Source organism: Vibrio sp. SCSIO 43136 (assembly GCF_023716565.1).
GTDB lineage: Bacteria > Pseudomonadota > Gammaproteobacteria > Enterobacterales > Vibrionaceae > Vibrio.
Map to the genome: position 1 here is coordinate 2,328,994 of NZ_CP071848.1, position 18,075 is coordinate 2,347,068.

The 18,075-nt window shown below is 45.9% G+C and carries 15 protein-coding genes and 1 tRNA gene; 8 read left to right on the forward strand and 8 right to left on the reverse strand.

Annotated features, from left to right (window positions below; all coding sequences use genetic code 11):
* Position 1: 1 nt before the first annotated feature.
* From J4N39_RS10985 to J4N39_RS10995, 3 genes are read left to right on the forward strand one after another with little or no spacing between them, the layout of a single operon-like run.
* Positions 2-862, forward strand: coding sequence for an ABC transporter ATP-binding protein (locus J4N39_RS10985; protein ID WP_252019174.1), 861 nt, complete (start codon positions 2-4; stop codon positions 860-862).
* Complete coding sequence (locus tag J4N39_RS10990) at positions 859-1,788, forward strand: ATP-binding cassette domain-containing protein (RefSeq protein ID WP_252023707.1); 930 nt, start codon at positions 859-861, stop codon at positions 1,786-1,788. Before J4N39_RS10985 ends, J4N39_RS10990 begins: the two co-directional genes overlap by 4 nt.
* Positions 1,785-2,219 carry a transcriptional regulator gene (locus tag J4N39_RS10995; protein ID WP_252019176.1) on the forward strand — a complete coding sequence of 145 codons (435 nt, stop codon included), beginning with the start codon at positions 1,785-1,787 and terminating at the stop codon, positions 2,217-2,219. Before J4N39_RS10990 ends, J4N39_RS10995 begins: the two co-directional genes overlap by 4 nt.
* A gap of 55 nt (positions 2,220-2,274) precedes the next feature.
* On the opposite strand, the gene gltX is transcribed toward J4N39_RS10995, so the two are convergent.
* Positions 2,275-3,702 carry a glutamate--tRNA ligase gene (gene gltX / locus J4N39_RS11000; protein WP_252019178.1) on the reverse strand — a complete coding sequence of 476 codons (1,428 nt, stop codon included), beginning with the start codon at positions 3,700-3,702 and terminating at the stop codon, positions 2,275-2,277.
* A gap of 190 nt (positions 3,703-3,892) precedes the next feature.
* On the opposite strand from gltX, the gene J4N39_RS11005 reads away from it, so the two are divergent.
* Positions 3,893-6,604 (forward strand): cation transporter, encoded by a 2,712-nt coding sequence (locus J4N39_RS11005; RefSeq protein ID WP_252019180.1) that lies wholly within the window; start codon positions 3,893-3,895, stop codon positions 6,602-6,604.
* Positions 6,601-7,032, forward strand: coding sequence for a DUF411 domain-containing protein (locus J4N39_RS11010; protein ID WP_252019182.1), 432 nt, complete (start codon positions 6,601-6,603; stop codon positions 7,030-7,032). The genes J4N39_RS11005 and J4N39_RS11010 overlap by 4 nt, the downstream gene beginning before the upstream one ends.
* Positions 7,033-7,094: 62 nt before the next feature.
* Here J4N39_RS11010 and J4N39_RS11015 read toward each other — a convergent pair whose 3' ends face one another.
* On the reverse strand, positions 7,095-7,772 hold the full coding sequence (locus J4N39_RS11015; protein ID WP_252019184.1) for an oligogalacturonate-specific porin KdgM family protein: 678 nt from the start codon (positions 7,770-7,772) through the stop codon (positions 7,095-7,097).
* 514 nt (positions 7,773-8,286) lie between these two features.
* Between J4N39_RS11015 and J4N39_RS11020 the strand changes: the two genes are divergently transcribed.
* Entirely contained in the window at positions 8,287-9,150 is an 864-nt protein-coding gene (locus J4N39_RS11020; protein ID WP_252019186.1) for a TraB/GumN family protein, read from the forward strand.
* 10 nt (positions 9,151-9,160) lie between these two features.
* Here J4N39_RS11020 and rluF read toward each other — a convergent pair whose 3' ends face one another.
* From rluF to J4N39_RS11035, 3 genes are all read right to left on the reverse strand, one after another.
* Positions 9,161-10,159 (reverse strand): 23S rRNA pseudouridine(2604) synthase RluF, encoded by a 999-nt coding sequence (rluF, locus tag J4N39_RS11025; protein WP_252019188.1) that lies wholly within the window; start codon positions 10,157-10,159, stop codon positions 9,161-9,163.
* Between the two features lie 69 nt (positions 10,160-10,228).
* Entirely contained in the window at positions 10,229-10,810 is a 582-nt protein-coding gene (smrA, locus tag J4N39_RS11030) for a DNA endonuclease SmrA (RefSeq protein WP_252019191.1), read from the reverse strand.
* A 160-nt stretch (positions 10,811-10,970) separates the two neighbouring features.
* Positions 10,971-11,111: a DUF3149 domain-containing protein gene (locus J4N39_RS11035; protein WP_252019193.1), complete on the reverse strand. Its 141-nt coding sequence runs from the start codon at positions 11,109-11,111 to the stop codon at positions 10,971-10,973.
* Positions 11,112-11,378: 267 nt separating this feature from the next.
* On the opposite strand from J4N39_RS11035, the gene J4N39_RS11040 reads away from it, so the two are divergent.
* Positions 11,379-11,455: transfer RNA gene (locus tag J4N39_RS11040), tRNA-Pro, on the forward strand.
* Positions 11,456-12,053: 598 nt separating this feature from the next.
* Here the strand turns inward: J4N39_RS11040 and J4N39_RS11045 are convergent.
* The 3 genes from J4N39_RS11045 to ushA all read right to left on the reverse strand — a co-directional run bounded on the left by J4N39_RS11045 (position 12,054) and on the right by ushA (position 15,797).
* Positions 12,054-13,265, reverse strand: a complete 1,212-nt coding sequence (locus J4N39_RS11045; protein ID WP_252019195.1) for an outer membrane protein transport protein — start codon at positions 13,263-13,265, stop codon at positions 12,054-12,056.
* 233 nt (positions 13,266-13,498) lie between these two features.
* Complete coding sequence (ybaK, locus tag J4N39_RS11050) at positions 13,499-13,975, reverse strand: Cys-tRNA(Pro) deacylase (RefSeq protein ID WP_252019197.1); 477 nt, start codon at positions 13,973-13,975, stop codon at positions 13,499-13,501.
* A gap of 163 nt (positions 13,976-14,138) precedes the next feature.
* Positions 14,139-15,797: a bifunctional UDP-sugar hydrolase/5'-nucleotidase UshA gene (gene ushA, locus J4N39_RS11055; RefSeq protein WP_252019199.1), complete on the reverse strand. Its 1,659-nt coding sequence runs from the start codon at positions 15,795-15,797 to the stop codon at positions 14,139-14,141.
* Positions 15,798-16,114: 317 nt separating this feature from the next.
* Between ushA and J4N39_RS11060 the strand changes: the two genes are divergently transcribed.
* Positions 16,115-18,010 (forward strand): methyl-accepting chemotaxis protein, encoded by a 1,896-nt coding sequence (locus tag J4N39_RS11060; RefSeq protein WP_252019201.1) that lies wholly within the window; start codon positions 16,115-16,117, stop codon positions 18,008-18,010.
* The last annotated feature ends 65 nt before the right edge of the window (positions 18,011-18,075 follow it).

Sequence of the window (18,075 nt, forward strand, 5' to 3'; positions counted from 1 at the left end):
TATGTCTACCAACCACTCCCCTAATCTTGACGCTCAGCACTCCAACCCACTCTTGCGAGTACGAAACTTGTGTGTGGATTACATTACCGACAACGGCGATTTTGAAGCGGTAAAGTCCGTAAGCTTTGACATTGGCAAAGGTGAAATCTTCGGCTTAGCTGGTGAATCTGGTTGCGGAAAAAGCACCATAGCTTTTGCTATCAATCGCTTACATAAGGCTCCTGCATTTATCTCTGGAGGCGAAATTTGGCTAGAAGAGCGCAACATTCTTGCCCTACCTGACGAGGAGCTTCAAACCCTGCGTTGGAGTGAAATTGCTATGGTATTCCAAAGTGCAATGAACTCGCTTAACCCAGTACTGACCGTGAAAGAGCAATTTGTCGATGTTATGCGCCACCATCAGGGGCTAAGCGAACAGCAAGCGGTTGACCGTGCACAAAAATTGCTCGATTTGGTCAATATCCCAAGAAATCGGCTCTCTGATTACCCACACCAGTTCAGTGGTGGCATGCGTCAACGTCTTGTGATTGCGATTGCCCTCACCTTGAATCCAAAGCTCATTATCATGGATGAACCGACAACGGCTTTAGATGTTGTGGTGCAAAGAGAGATCTTGCAGCAAATCTATCAACTGCGTGATGAATTTGGATTTTCAGTACTCTTCATTACCCACGACTTAGCTCTCATGAGCCAGCTCTGTGATCGAATTGCCATCATGCGTCATGGACAACTGGTCGAGGTGAATAATGCCCACGCCATTCGCAATCATCCCGAGCACCCATATACCCAAAAACTGTGGAGCTCGTTCCCCAATATCCACGAGCACAAATCTCAATCTAGTAACCAAGGAGTGACGGCATAATGGAACCTATCATTCAACTCAACGATGTAACCAAAACCTTCCAAGTCGACTCTTTAGGCGGCAAACAGAGTTTTACGGCGCTCAATGGGGTGAGCTTTAATCTTCATGCAGGCAGAACGCTCGCACTGGTGGGTGAATCAGGATGCGGCAAGAGTACCTGCGCAAGACTCATCACTAAAGTCTTTGCGCCAACACAAGGCGAAATCCTCTACCGAGGCCGAGACATTCAAACCCTCACTCGCCGCAAAGACGTATTGGAATATCGCGGTAAAGTGCAAATGGTTTTCCAAGACCCGTTTGGCTCGCTAAACCCAACGCAATCGATCCAGCACCATTTACTTCGCCCGCTTAAAATCCATAAGCAACTAGAAAAAGGCGCTGATGAAAAAAACCGCTTGGAAGAGTTGCTTAATCTTGTTGAACTGCCTGTAGAAACCCTAGCTAAGTTCCCTCATGAACTGAGTGGTGGCCAACGTCAACGCATCAACTTGGCAAGAGCACTTGCTGTCGGGGCAGAAATGATCCTTGCCGACGAACCGACATCTATGCTCGACGTATCAATTCGCTTGGGCGTGTTGAATTTGATGCAAAGAATGAAACAAGATTTAGGCATTGGCTTTCTCTACATCACTCACGATTTAGCGACCGCACACTATATCGCCGAGGAGACCGCCGTCATGTATCAGGGTCAGATTGTTGAATGGGGAGACACACAATCGATATTGACTAACCCACAACATCCTTACACAAAATTGCTGATCTCAGCGGTTCCTGACCCGGACGTTCCATTTGGTAAATTGGTACATAGCGAACCGGACTACTCACAGAATGCTGATAAAGTACGCGCTTTTTCCGCCCAACCTCAAGCGAATTACGATCAAGTGGGCAGTAATCACTATGTTCGAAAATGGGTCGCTGCCGCATGAGTGAACTAGAACGTTGGCAACAAGAAGTTTCTGCGTGGTATCTCGCTAAACAGCATCATCAAGCTGAGAAGCTGGTCAATTTAGTGCTTGATCCCCCCGAGGAAATCTGGGGCCCCATGATCACTGATGGCCAGAGTAAAGCCATCGCTTGTTGGTTGGATGCGAGTTTACGCCTTTATCGCCATTATCTTGCCCAGCAAAACGCCCATAAAGGTTATCAATACCTAAATTTTGCTTACAGTAAGCTGCAACAAGTCTACTGTAACTTAAGTTGCCAATTAGAATTAAGACAATGGGCTAAGCAGCGTCTTGAGCATCTTATTGTGTTGATGTTAGAGCTTTGCAGTCAACATGATTGGCACCAAGAAGCGAATCAGCAAATAGATTGCCACGTACGGTTATTAGCAAGCTATGACTTAGGAGCTGCATGAAATCTAGACATAAAAAAACCGCAGAACAATCTGCGGTTTTTTCATTGGCATCGAATTATGCGTTCGCTTCACGCGCTTCGATAAATGCAATAGCCATCTTGATACGAGCAACACAGCGCTCTTTACCAATCAGCTGCATTACCGCATCGACTGAAGGCGATTGACCGCCGCCAGTAACAGCAACACGTAGCGGCATACCGATTTTGCCCATGCCGATCTCTAATTCGTCACATACTGCTTTGATAACACCATCTTTGATGTTTTCTGTCGTCCACTCTTCTAGCGCTTCAACTTTTGCTAACGCAAGCTCTAGAGGGCCTTTTGCAACACCACGTAGGTGCTTCTTCGCAGCACCCGCTTCAAACTCAGCGAAGTCTTCGTAGAAGTAACGAATTTGCTCTGCTAGCTCAACTAGGGTGTTGCAACGCTCGCCAACTAGCGAGATAACTTCAGTGATTGCAGGGCCATTTTCAACCGAAAGCTTCTGGTTGTCTAGGTGCCATTGTAGGTGCTCTGCGACATACTCAGGTGCTGACGTCTTGATGTAGTGGTTGTTCAACCAAAGAAGCTTGTCCGTGTTGAATGCAGAAGCAGACTTGCTGATAGCGCCAAGAGTGAATAGCTCAACCATCTCTTCTTGAGAGAAAATCTCTTGGTCACCGTGAGACCAACCTAGACGTACTAGGTAGTTGTTTAGTGCGTTTGGTAGGTAACCTTCGTCACGGTATTGCATTACCGATACAGCGCCGTGACGCTTAGAAAGTTTCGCACCGTCATCACCTAGGATCATTGCACAGTGAGCAAACGTTGGTACTGGTGCACCTAGTGCTTCGTAAATGTTGATCTGGCGCGGTGTGTTGTTGATATGATCTTCACCACGAACTACGTGAGTAATGCCCATATCCCAGTCATCCACAACAACTACGAAGTTGTAAGTTGGCGCACCATCAGTACGGCGGATGATAAGGTCATCTAGCTGATCGTTACCAATCTCGATGCGGCCACGGATCTGGTCTTCAAATACTACACTACCTTCCGTTGGGTTACGGAAACGCACGACTGAAGCATCACCTTCTTTTGCTGCTGCGTTTGCTGCAACAATTTTCGGGTGGTTCGCATCGTAACGAGGCATCTCTTTGTTTTCTTCTTGCTCAGCGCGGATCTCGTCTAGCAGCTCTTTAGAAGCGTAACAGTGGTAAGCTTTGCCTTCTTCAAGCAGCTTTTCGATCATCTCGTTGTAACGGTCAAAACGCTTGCTCTGGTAGAACGGGCCTTCATCCCAGTTCAGACCCATCCAAGCCATGCCTTCTAGGATCGCATCTACTGCTTCCTGAGAGTTACGTTCAAGGTCAGTATCTTCGATACGTAGAACAAATTCACCGCCTTGGTTTTTAGCGTATAGCCAAGAGTAAAGCGCTGTACGAGCACCGCCTACGTGTAGGTAACCAGTAGGGCTTGGTGCAAAACGAGTTTTAACCGTCATTTGAATTCCTTTGGAGTGCGAACGTAACGATTGAGCCCGCTACGTAAAATAAGGATAAATTTTGGCGACATTTTACCACCGCAACATAAATCTACAATGGCAACTGAGGTGTGTTTGCCAATAACTTGCTTGACCTTACCCCAAGGGAAACCTTTATGCTGATGACAATACTCAGAATTAGGATTGCCAAATGACGTCATACACTTTGCCGCTGCGTGGCCTCAACTGCATGGGATGTGCTAATAAAGTCAAAAACCGACTGGATACCCTCCCCGAGACCAGTGTCGAACAGATATCCCCGCAACAAGTGACGCTCAACACTGTAGCGTCGCTCAGTCAAGTGATCTCTGAAATTGAGGCACTAGATTACCAAGCCGGTATCTGGCACCAACTGCATTTGAGTGGGCTCAATTGCGGTAAATGCGTTAGCAAAGTAAGAAATGCCCTCGAACAACGTCAAGATATCGCTCGATTTGATGTCAGCAAGACTGAGTTATCACTGCTTGGTTCCATCGACCAGCAATCGCTCATAAGCCTTATCGAAGCCCTCGGCTACCAAGCCCATACTGATGAGCCAACGTGTCATGAAGTATCGAAGCAAACAACCCAAACGGCCAGCGATGATATGCCTTCTTCACCCACCCAATTTGTTCCACAATCTGAGCCTAAGCAGCTCCTTATTCAGAAGATGACCTGTGCCAGTTGTGTCGCATCGGTAGAAAAAGCGCTGCTCTCTGTGGCAGGGGTTGAGCAGGTACAAGTCAACCTGGCAGAGCACTCTGCGTTGGTCTGGCACAGCGATGAAATTCAATTTGATCAACTTTTGGCCACCAGCAAAGCTGCGGGTTACCCAGCAGAAATCGTTGAGGATGAAGCGAAGCTCAGAGAAAAGCAGCAGCAGGCATACCAACAAGAGCTAAAAAAGCATCGCAGCAGCACAATCACCGCATTGGCTATCGGCGCCCCGCTAATGGCTTGGGGTGTATTAGGTGGCAATATGATGATCCGAAACACCAATGATCAATGGATTTGGGGCATCGTTGGTTTGCTCACGCTTTGGCTGCTATCCACCGCTGGCAAAGGCTTTTTCAGCTCTGCATGGCAATCGCTACAGCACCGCCGAGCGACCATGGACACCTTAGTTGCATTGGGGACAGGCGCGGCTTGGGCTTACTCTATGCTGGTCGTTATTGCCCCTCACTGGCTGCCAGCGGCTTCTCGCCACGTTTACTTTGAAGCCAGTGCGATGATCATCGGCCTTATCTCATTAGGCCACTACATTGAAGCCAAAGCCAAAGCTAAAACTAGCCAGTCACTTCAATCACTGATTGACCTGCAACCACAAACCATCAAGGTGTTGGTCGATGGAAAGATTGAGCAACGCCCGCTGCACACAGCTACCATAGGCACTAAAGTACAAGTCATGCCTGGAGATAAAATCCCAGTGGATGGTGTGACTCTCTCCGGTGAAAGCTTTGTTGATGAGGCGATGCTCACAGGCGAACCTATCCCTGCCTACAAAAAAGTCGGTGACAAAGTGACAGCAGGTACCATCAATGGTGACGGACAGCTCGTGATTGAAACAACCTCCGCTGGGCAAAATACCGTGCTGGCAAGGATCATCAAGATGGTTCGCCAAGCACAAAGCTCCAAACCTCAAATAGCCAAATTGGCCGATAAGATTTCTTCGGTGTTTGTCCCTGTTGTAGTCGCCATTGCCATCATTGCCGCTATCATTTGGGGGCTTTGGGGGCCAGAGCCTAAAGCAAGCTACATGTTAGTGGTGGCAACCACAGTATTAATTATTGCGTGTCCCTGTGCTTTAGGGCTCGCCACGCCACTCTCAGTCACTACAGGTGTCGGTAAAGCAGCGCAACTGGGCATTTTGATTCGTGATGCTGAAGTGCTTCAATCGGCAAGTAGCATCGATACTGTAGTGTTTGATAAGACAGGCACGCTAACCGAGGGCAAACCAAAAGTTATCAATGCAATATTTGTCGAACCACAGCACTCACCCGAACTGAAATCTAAAGTGCACGCGGTGCAAGCTTTATCCGAACACCCGCTTGCCAAAGCCATGACAGATTTTTGCCATGAGAGCGAGCAAAACAAACCTAAAGTAGAACAGTTTAAGGCCGTTCAAGGTAAAGGCGTCAGTGCCTTTTTAAATGATGAAAAACTGCTTATTGGTAGTGCTAGATTGCTTAGCGACCATGGCATAACGACCCAAGAGTTCTCGACCGAAGAAAGCAAGTTCCACCATCAAGGTGCCACTGCGGTTTATGTGGCTGTCGATGGTAAAGTTCAAGCCTTATTTGCGATAGCAGACACCATCAAAAGCGAAGCAAAGCAGGCGGTTGAGCAATTGCGTCAGTTCAACATCGACGTTGTGCTGCTGTCTGGTGACCATCAAGTCGTCGCCACCCATGTCGCTGAGCAGTTGGGCATTTCACAAGTCTTCGCTCAAGTACTGCCAGAGGAAAAAGCGCAACATATTGAAAACCTAAAAGCGCAAGGTCGCAAAGTCGCCATGGTAGGTGATGGTATTAATGACGCCCCTGCCCTTGCCTGTTCCGATGTTGGTATCGCTATGGGCAGTGGCTCTGATGTTGCGATTGAAAGTGCGCAACTGACACTGCTCAATAGCTCACCACTGGCAGTGGCAAATGCCATCGAACTTTCAAAAGCAACGGTAAGAAACATGAAACAGAACTTACTCGGTGCTTTTGTCTACAACAGTTTAGGAATCCCTATTGCAGCAGGTGTGTTGTACCCAGCCTTCGGTTTTTTACTAAGCCCAGTTGTCGCTGGTGCAGCAATGGCACTTTCTTCTATTACCGTCGTATCGAATGCTAATCGACTGCGACTGTTTCAACCAACCAAATACAAAGGTGAATCATGAAATCAACCCTATTTACGCTCGGAATGCTAACCATGAGTTCCGCATTTGCAGCACCTATGATCACTCACAAATCTCCCACGTGCGGCTGCTGTGACGATTGGGTTACGCACATGCAAGATGCTGGTTTTGAAGTAACGGTGAAAAACCATGACAACATGAGCCCAATCAAGCAAAAACTTGGGGTAACGCCTCAACTAGCTTCTTGCCATACTGCAGTAATCGATGGCTATGTTTTTGAAGGTCACATCCCAGCCAAAGACATCAAAGCATTTTTGGCTAACCCACCTAAACAAGCATTAGGACTTGCAGTACCGGGCATGCCTTTAGGCTCACCAGGCATGGAATATGGTGACCAAAAACATCCCTACAAAGTATACGCCTTTAACGAGCAAGGGCAGACTTTCACCTTTGCAAGTTACGAAGATTGAAAACCAAAAAAAGCCACAGCAAACGCTGTGGCTTAAACGGACTTAGGACTATTTAAATTGACTTAGAAGCCGTATGAAGCACCGAATACAAATGCAGTGTTCACGTTGTTGTCACCACCGTGGCCTTGGCTACGCAGCTCAAAGTATGGTTGTACGCCTTCACGTGTCCAAGTTGCACGTAGCTCGTGATCCATAGTGTCTTTTGAATTTGCTTCAGTGTTAATCACGTAAACGTTGTTGTACGCAAGCGCTACGTCTGCATCAGGCAGTGCATAACCAATGCGGTTATCAAAACGCCACTGGTTGTTATCACCTTCTTTGATGTCGTGGTAACGAGTACGGTTGCTGATTGCGATACCGTTATCAAAGTTATAGCCAATCTTCACTAGTGGACGATGCTGAACCGTTTCACCGTTGTTCATCAGGTGGTGGTAACCCGCAGCAACCCATAGGTTGTCATTGAATGCATAGCTCTGCTCAACACCCAGTGTGATGTGAGGAGTAACACCTTCTGTTGATTTTACAGTCGGATCTTCGTAGCTGCCTAGAGAAATACCGTCAAACTCAGTCAAAAGCGTTGTACCAGTGCTGAATGTGTGACCAGCTTCTAGAGTCGATGTCACGTTAGGGTTCTTGTTCTCACTGTGGAACTGGACGTTACCAGTCACGTAAGAAGAACCCGCAAAAGCGCTTGAAGAACATACGGCTGCTAGTGCAGTCAAAGCGAATACTTTTTTCATTATAAATACCTTTCTATCTTATCTAAGGCCGCAATGTGTGGGGCTTACCTTGCCCATGAGGGGAACACTGCAGCTCGAATGTTTTATTTCGCCGTCCTAGCTTGAGACGAATATTTGCAGATATTTTTCGCGGTGAAAAAAAATTGATTATAGAAGGTGATCACCTTCACATCACATGAAAGGAAAAAATATAAAATCATTAAAAACAATCAGTTAATTAAGATACAAAAGATATAAAAGGATATAGAAAACTATCAAAACCGATCCATATCACATTACAAGGCACTTTATAGATGCCTTTTTCGAGTCACTTCACGGTAATGTATTTGCCATCAAACCATAATTTTAGGCTTTTTTAGCTACAGAACGTGACTCTAGTCACATTTGCATTACTACTAGAATCAGCACAACAGATTGACTCAATCATTAGATGAGATACCCAAACCACAAGCCATTCGCTTCTGAGCATAAAAAACGCTACTTTAATATCTCTCCTTTGCCAAAGGTCTTCCTCATGTCACTTAAAAATTTCACTCTTACCCTGCTTCTACTGTCTACAACGTCGATCGCCATTGCTGAACCCTTGTACTGGTCAGCAAGAAAAGATGGTCGAGATTTACTTTTAATGGGAAGTATTCATGTTGGCCGTGCGGATATGTATCCAATGCCGGAGTACGTCAACGACTATTTGAACATGAGCGATGGCCTCATTACAGAAATCGACCCTAACAGCGTCCAATCTCCTCAGTTTCCTCAAGCCGAATTTTCGGCACTTGATGTGTTGGAAATAGAAGAGCAGCGAGAACTAAAATCACGACTTAAGCAGTTTGGTCTGCCATCCCAACTGGTCAATGCACCGCCTTGGCTGAGTGCAGTCACCTTGCAAATGGCAAAATTCTCTCAACTAGGCTATTCCGCAGAAGATGGTATCGACCGATACTACGAGACCAAGGCGAAAGAAATTGGCCTGCCAAATTACGGGTTTGAAACTGCAGAGTCTCAGCTCAATGTATTAAATGACCTACCAAATAACGGAGCGGCATTGCTGCTAGAGTTAATCCAAGAATGGGAACAGGTCGATGCTCAGCTTGAATGCCAAGTCGCCAGTTGGAAATCTGGAGATAAGAAACGGCTGTTGAGCATGCTTGAAGGTGAGTATTACGACAAAACCACGCTCGCCCCTTTGCTTATGGATCGCAATAAGAACTGGGCAGACATGTTAGAAAGTGACTGGTTACCTGAACAAGGGAGATTTCTTGTCGTCGTCGGTGCCCTGCATTTGATTGGAGAGGACAACCTACCCCTGCTGCTTAAAAACAGAGGCTGGCAAGTTGAGCAAGTATCGACCTCGACACTTGCTCAATGTGATATCAATTAAATCAGAGTGATCAGCCCAGTGTTTTTCCGCTGGGCTTTCTGATCTTAAAGCCACCAGTATTCGAGCTTGACCCTTGTGAGTCAGATTTACCTCGACGGTTCGATGACTTAGCTCCAGGCTTACCACCCTTTGGTCTATTGAAATCATGGCGTGATTTACCACGATTGCCACTTCCTTTAGAGGTAGATCGATCTTCTTCAGCACGTTTTTGTTTGCGAGCGTCAAACAACTTTGCGTCTGTCGCTTTGACAATGGTGTTGCCTTTACCATCTTTACTCGATGCTTCTTGAGTGCCTGACGAGCTTTCACACATACGGTGAATTTCCGCCACTTCAGCATCGGTTAAATAACGCCACTTACCGTTTTGAATCCCATCAATTGAGATATTCATAATACGCACACGACGCAGCTTAAACACATCGTAACCAAGCGCCTCACACATGCGACGGATCTGTCGGTTAAGACCTTGGGTTAGCACGATTCGAAAAGAAAACTTGGTCTCTTTTGTCACCTGACAAGGCAAAGTCACAGTATCTAGGATCTCGACACCTGACGCCATTTTGTCAATAAACTCATCGGTAATCGGCTTATCCACACGTACCACATACTCCTTTTCATGGGAGTTGCCAGCACGAAGGATTTTGTTCACGATGTCACCATCATTGGTAAGGAAAATCAAGCCATCGGATGGCTTGTCCAAACGACCAATCGGGAAAATTCGCTTTCGATGGCCAACAAAGTCGACAATATTGCCTTCAACATGGCGCTCTGTGGTACAGGTAATGCCAACTGGCTTATTTAAAGCGATATAGATAGGTTTTTCTTTGCCACGTAGCGGTTTTCCATCAACCAACACCTCGTCAGTATCTGTCACTTTTACACCCATCTCTGGAAGGCTGCCGTTTATCGTTACCCGGCCTTGCTCGATCAACTTGTCAGCTTCACGACGAGAACAAAAGCCCGTGTCACTGATAAACTTGTTTAGACGAACAGCTTTAACATCACTCATATTTTATTACTCTTTAACGTTTCTCAACGGCCTTGTTGAAATGAACCGACAGCATTGTCGATCCTCAAATTAACTCATACGCTTTTGGTGGCGTTCACGATTTTCCAGCTTTTTCTCGGCACTTTTCTTAAGCATGACATAAACAGAACCAAAGCCACCATGCTGGCGCTGAGCACTGTGAAAACACATCACTTCGGTTATCTGTTCAAGCCAAGCTGCCACGTAGCTTTTCATCAACGCAGGAGGATTAGAGCGCTCCCCTTTGCCGTGCACAATGATAACAGTGCGAATATCCATTCTTTGGCACTGACGCAGGAAATTAACCACTTCATCTCTCGCTTCTTTCAGCGTTCGGCGATGAAGGTCCAATTTGGCTTGAATGGGATACTTGCCTAATCTGAGCTTTCTAAACACACCATCTTGCACACCAGAGCGTTTAAACTCCAACATGTCATCTGGTTTAACCATAGGGGCGTTATCTAAAGATAGATATTCGGGGTCGTCTTCTGACAAGCTCACGGCAGCTAATTGACGAGCAATTTGCGCATCAGTGGCCACATGCTTAGTCTCGTGCACCGCGGTATCTTGCTTAAGCGGTGTCACATCCCCCATCATCTGTTGAAATAAATCAAGATCGTCGTTTTGATTCATAGCAGCAAGTCGGTTGGTGGTGATTAGCGTGGATTATAGCAATCTATCAACAGAAGTAATCAAAAACTCTCGGGTGAAAGGAATTATCTAGGAACAAATACGAGAAAACCGGAGAAAGCAGGTAACCTTCCCCGGTGCAAAATTTTCATTGCTAAGCGATCTAGTGAGGAGATTTGTCGTTTACCACCTGATAGATGAAGAAGCCACCAAAGAACAACATCAGTGCTAGAGCACCAAAAATAACAATCATTGATGATAATCCAACAGCGTTACCGAATAGGAGATCAAGCCAGAAGTCCATAATAGTGCCTCTCTTGGTGGTAAATGACCTGATCCACTTTATTTCTGAGTTCGATGTCCGGTACTGATCCAGATCAATTTGACCTTTTGATTAATTAGTGAACATGAAATCTTGTGTATCTGGTCACATTTCAAACGCATTCGAGCATTTATTCAACGTTCAATCAGTTTTATCGATTTTTTCTGGAAAAATGCTTGCGCATCAACGGAGAATCCGTATCATACGCCTCGTTCCAGCGATAAAGATGAATCGCAAAGAGAACAATCTCGGTGAATAGCGCAGCTTGGTAGCGCATCTGGTTTGGGACCAGAGGGTCGGGGGTTCGAATCCCTCTTCACCGACCATATTATTAAGCCTCGTCGAAAGACGGGGCTTTTTTGTTTTTATAAGCCCTGTCATGTGACGGGGCTTATTCGTATTCGGGAAAAGGGACGCTTGCGCTAACGGACGCTTCGCTAACGGGAAAGGGCTGTCCTACCGATGGTAATCGCGGCCTATATGGGGTTTGGAAATTACCTTTAAAACTTCCATAGCCTCAAATGCAAAAAAAAACCTCACGTCAAAGACGGGCACTTTGCTGTATTTTTTTGGGGGGGAAGATTACTCCCCAATAAGTGCCAATGATTTGTCACTCTTACAACTAGTGATTACCAGTCCTCCCCCTTTTCAAGCGGCTGGCGATCCAGGGGGAGCTAGAGGGGGTTACATCTCGAATCAACAGCTATTGATTAAGTATCTACTACTTCAATCAAATCTCCCACAAGGAGCTACGCTCTTAAGTGACTCTCTCAACATCTTTAAGTCACTTTTAACCCCCACCAACTCCCCCTTGAAAAGGGGGAGAGCAGATCGAGCTCGCCGTATCGCCCTACATAACTATACCTTAGGTACAACAAAGCCCTCTCAATGGAGGGCTTGGAAATAGATCGCTTATCGTTTTAATTAGAACGAATGGCTGTACTGAAGACCGAATAGGATTGCATCAGCTCGTGTTGTCGCTTCTACATAAGCAAAGCTCACATCACTTGCTTCTTTCAGCTTAACATCTTGGCCGATTAGGTACGTGAAGCCAAAATCAATCACTGAGTTCTCAGATAGGCTGTAACCAGCACCTGCTGACAACCATTGACGATCTGAATCTGGGATTGAGATAGACTTTTTCTTGTCCGTAGCAGCTACGTCGTACATATAGCCAGCACGCAGTGTCCAATCGCTATTTAGATCGTAGGTACCGCCGATAGAAACGTGACCAGCGTCTTTCCAATCGTATTGCTTCAAGGTACCAAGCTCTTTAGTTTTGATTTTATCAAATTCAGCCCAACCGACCCATTGAATGCTGTAGTGCATTGCAAACTTTTCCGCTAGGCGGTGATAACCGGAAAACTCAACCATATCTGGTAGAGGCATATATAGTACGTCATCAGACCCCGCAGTAATCGCTGTAGACACCTTACCACTTGCTTCAAGCTCTGGGCTCATTCGGTAGCTTAGACCGAAGCGGTGATTTGGATTTACTTCATAGGTAGTACCGATGTTCCAACCAATTGCACTGCCATCAGCTTCCACTGAAAGCGCAGAGCCAGAAGGCGCTCCACGTTTTAGCTCGCCTACACCATAGATAAGATCTAAACCAGCACCTACACTAAACTGCTCATTGATTCGGTAAGAAAGAGAAGCGCCTAAATTAGCGCTTTTTACGCTTGTTGTTCCACCAAATGTAGCAGCGGCAAAGTCATCTTTAAACTGGGTTGCTGTGCCAAAATTAGAGTAAGCAGCCACACCCCAAGCAAACTTTTCATTTACAGGGTTTACGAAGAAGAAATTAGGCACAAATGAAGTACCACCGATACCATTGGTGTTTGATATCGACTCTTCTCCACCCCAACCATCAAAATAGGTCCCTTCTTTAATACGCACATCCGTATCAATCACATTAAAGCCAACAGACAGGCTGCTTTTCTTGAACAAGGCCATTGCAGCAGGGTTGCGTGCCATTGCTGAAGCGTTGTCGGCAATCACAGCATCGCCAGCGAATGCTCGGCCAAGGCCAGTTGCTGATTGACCATTAAGTTGGAACCCAGCAGCCATTGCATGGGTGGAAGAGAGAGCGATCGCAGCAACGATAGCTTGATTTAACAGACGCTTCTTATTCATTGAAAATATCTTTTAGTTTGCACGTTATATAAATTAAACGGCGGCATTCTAGTGATATGTTTATAAACAAGAAATCGGACCAGTTAGATGTTAAACCATTTTCGCTCTGTTCGTAAATCACTGAGGTTATTAGAGTTTTTACTCTTATAATGACGATGATTTAGTTAGAGGATGAGGTGGTAGATAGAGCGGTGCATTGCTACACCTGAAATCAACAACCTTGTTTAGGTTGCCTAAACGTCGCAAAGGTTGATGAGTGTTCCACGAGTAAGCAGAGCTAGATCCGCTGGGGCAAGTTCGATCTCCAATCCTCTCCTGCCCGCACTCACACACATGGTTGTTAACTCTTTAGCACTTTGATGAATAAATGTCGGCAATGCCTTTTTCTGCCCCAATGGGCTTATACCCCCAACAACGTACCCTGTCGTCTTTTGTGCTATATCAGGATTTGCCATCTCAGCTTTCTTAGCGCCTGCTGCCTTAGCGGCAAGCTTTAGATTCAGCTTCTCCTCTACCGGGATAACAGCGACGGCCAGATTTTTCGCTTCACCATTCAGACAGAATAACAACGTCTTAAAAACAGACTTTGGGTCTTGCCCCAGAGCATGCACAGCCTCTAAGCCATAGCTGTCGGTTTTTGGATCATGTTGATATTGGTGAATGGTATGCGCAATCTTTTTCTTCTTGGCAAGGTTAATCGCTGGTGTCATGGGTATTCCTGAGAGTTCTAGACATAGAAAAGCCCCGCCATAAGACGAGGCTCATGTCGGGTAAACGGGAAAAGGACGCTGTCGCTAAAGGGAAAGGATGGCTCAACGAAGCTCTTCCATTTCCCTTTTACCCTTTACCCTTTACCTTTTCCCTAAGATACCATTACTTATAAACCATCTCACCTTTCGGCGCATAAGCATTTACATCAATTGGGCTGTTTGCTTCTAAGTACTCTTTCAATACTTCAGCGTCAACAAAGCCAGTGTTTACGTGACCAGGGTGATTAACCACTTTAGGGTAACCGTCACCACCAGCAGCGTTGTAGCTAGGAACGGTGAAACGATATGTCTTCGCCATATCTAGCGGCTCACCACCGATAACTACATCACTCACTTTGCCATCAGCCACGGTCATTGAAATACCCGCAAACTGTGCGTACGCACCTGAATCAACAGGCTTGGTTGCAACAACATTTAGGTAATCAAGTACTTCAGCACCCGTCATATCATTGTAAGTAAGGATATTGGCAAAAGGCTGAACTTTCAGTACGTCTTTGTAAGTAACATCACCACCTTCGATAGAATCACGCACACCACCCGAGTTCATTACGGCAAAATCTGCTTTTGCACGTTGCATATGAGCGGTAGCAATCAAACGACCTAGGTTAGTTTGGTTAAAGCGAACGACGTTACGATCACCTTCTAGCTTGCCGTTAGTTTCGGCAATCTTAACCCCAAGTTCTGCCTGTCCTTTTTCTTGGAACGGTTTTAGGAAGGCTAGCACTTCTGGGTTTTGTGGGATCTCATCTTCAATAAAGACACGCTTCTTCTCACCGTTCACTTTCACTTTTTTCTTCAAGTTCACAGGGATCAGGTCATAGCTTACCATCTCAAGCTCGCCATTCTTGAATTCGAAATCCGCCTTACCTACGTATTTGCCCCACTCGTGTGCTTGCACGATCCAAGTACCGTTTTGTTGATCCGGCTTACACTCATCAGAAGGCTTAAAGTTTTTCTTAACTAGGTTTGGACCTTCCATACAAACAGGCTCTTGCGAGTGACCACCGACAATCATGTCTAATGAGCCTTCATCTAGGTAACGCGCGAGTGCAACATCACCTGGTGCATTAACACCACGGTTACCATCTTCGTAGTGGCCCATGTGTGTTACAGCAAAAATAAGGTCTGGTTTTTCAGATTTTTCCAGCTCCGCAATCAGTTTTTTTGCTTCTGTCTTTGGATCACGGAAGTCCAGTTCGCTGATGTATTCTGGGTTACCGATTTTTGCGGTATCTTCCGTCGTCAAACCGATCACCGCAATCTTCAAGCCTTGCTTTTCGAAGATATGATAGGCGTCATATTTGCGCTCGCCCGTTGCTTTGTCATAAATATTGGCAGACAGCATTGGGAAGCCACCCCATGCAATTTGCTTTTCAAGCACATCTAGTGGGTTGTCAAATTCGTGGTTACCTAGCGCCATCGCGTCATAACCAAGCATCTTCATGCCTTTAAAATCTGGCTCAGCATCTTGGAGGTCTGACTCCGGAACACCTGTGTTGATATCACCACCCGATAACAGTAGTACACTACCACCATCTGCTCGCACGTCTTCACGTAGCTGATCAATTAGGGTCTTACGAGCGGCCATACCGTACTCGCCGTATTTGTTTTGCCAAAAGCGACCGTGATGGTCATTCGTGTGCAAAACGGTCAGCTTATAAGTTTTATCTTGTTCCCAGTTTGGAGCTTGAGAGGCACAACCCGTTACTGTTGCCAGTAATGCAGCGCTAATAGCCAATTTGAGGTTAAGGCGTTCCATCATGTTTTTACCTTTTTTTGTATGCAGTTAGGGAGGAGGTCGAAGATGTGTATGACCTAAAAACATGAACAAGTTTAAATTAATGTGCGTTTACCACTATTGCGTTTTCATATTTATGATGAATAGATCACTAAAACACAACTTTCTGTATGTAATGCAACCAGTCACACTGGCCATTTATATAATTTAGATCACAGGCAAACGTTTACCTATAATTGACAAAATAATGACCAAAATATCATCAATTACCTTGAAAATTTGACGAATATCACATATTTTTACACCGTCCTTTTCTTCCTCAATTTACCGTGGATTAACAAATGTTGCTGCAATTTAAAAACTGGTCTCTAAAAGCCAAAATTACCGTCTGCGTACTGGTATGTATTTCGGTTTTAGCGACCGCCCTAACTTGGCAAGCCTCAACGACTCTTTTTGATCAAACCCGCTATGGTGTTTATAGCCGTGCAATCAGTACTTCTAATGCAGCGACGGAATCGCTAGATTACTGGTTAAATAGCCACAAGCGTGTTTTAGAGTCAGGGACTGAGGTCAGTGGTCTAGAACAAGCCATCAGTGTTATGCCGATGCTTAAGCAAGCAGGAAACTTCGATGAAGTTTTCTATGCAGAGCTTAGCGGTGATCTATACCCAAGCGGGCAAACTCAACCTCACCCAGGTTTCGATGCTAACTCGCGCGAGTGGTTCCGCACGGCGGTTCAAACCCGTTCTACCTATGTTTCACAGCCTTATGCGGGTGCTCAAAATGGTGAAACACTTATCACCATCTCGACACCTGTGGTCAAAAACGGCAATGTGATTGGTGTAATGGGTGCCGACCTAACTCTCAAATCACTTCAACGCACCATCAATGATTACGATGTTGGCACAAACGCTTTTGCGATGATGTTGAATGACAAAGGCACCGTGCTTGCTCACCCTGACAACAACATGTTGATGAAAACCATCAGCGAAGTTGAGCCAGGCATGACGGTGACTAAGATTCGCACTGCTATTGACCAAAACCGTATTGAAGATGTAATGCGCCACGGTAAAGAAAAACTGCTTTACTTCATGTCCGTGCCGAACTCTGATTGGATTTTTGCCATCGAGATGGACCGTGACACTGAAGAGGCAAACCACAGAGCCCTGCTATCACAACTCATCATGGTTGCTGTCGGTATTGCTGCGGTGATGATTATCTTTATCTTCTGGTTAGTATCATTCCTACTAGGCGGCCTAACTCAAGTTACCCAAGCGCTAGAAGCGATTTCTCAAGGCGATGGTGATCTAACACAACGTATTGAAGTTAATAGCAAAGATGAAGTGGGTCAGTTGTCACAGAGCTTCAATGACTTTGTTGGTAAGATGCACTCGCTAGTGAGCAACATCCATGGTTTCTCAACTCAGCTATCTTCACAGGCGGATGTAACTGCTGAGCACGCTAGCAATAACTCTCAACGCATTGATCACCAGATGCAAGAGATCAATATGGTTGCTACGGCAGTAACAGAAATGTCGAGTGCGACCCAAGAAATTGCCAACAATGCAGAGAACACAGCTAAAGAAGGGGCTTCAACGGTTGAGGTGTCGAACATTGGTGAGCGTGAAGTGCTTAACAGCCAAGATTCTATTTTGTCTCTAGCGTCTGACATTAGTGATGCAACAACGGTTATCCAAGAGCTAGAGCAGCGTACCAATGAGATCAGCGGCATTCTTGGCACTATCCAAGACATTGCAGAACAAACCAACCTCCTTGCACTTAACGCAGCGATTGAAGCCGCTCGCGCTGGCGAGCAAGGTCGCGGGTTTGCTGTAGTTGCCGATGAAGTTCGTGTGCTTAGCCAGCGTACTCATGATGCAACTGGAGAGATCCACAAAAACATCGAGACGCTACAAAGCACCACGAACCGTGCGGTTCAATCTATGCAAACCAGCCAATCTAACGCTGAGAAAGCTGTTGATGACGCACGTACCGCCTCTGAGAGCCTACAGCGTATCACGCAATCAGCCAACATGATCAATGACATGGCAAGCCAGATTGCAGCAGCGGCCGAAGAGCAGTCGCTAGTGACTGCGGAAATTACTCGCAACACTAACGAAGTTAAAGATGTTTCTGATGACCTAGCGTCACAAGCACAGCTTGCAAGCAATCAAGCAGAAGAACTACGTGAAATTTCAGGCCAACTATACAACGAAGTATCACGCTTCAAGTTGTAAGCCATAAAGAAATCTGAATATAAAAGCGGGCTCAATTCGAGCCCGCTTTTTTTTGTATCTGACAA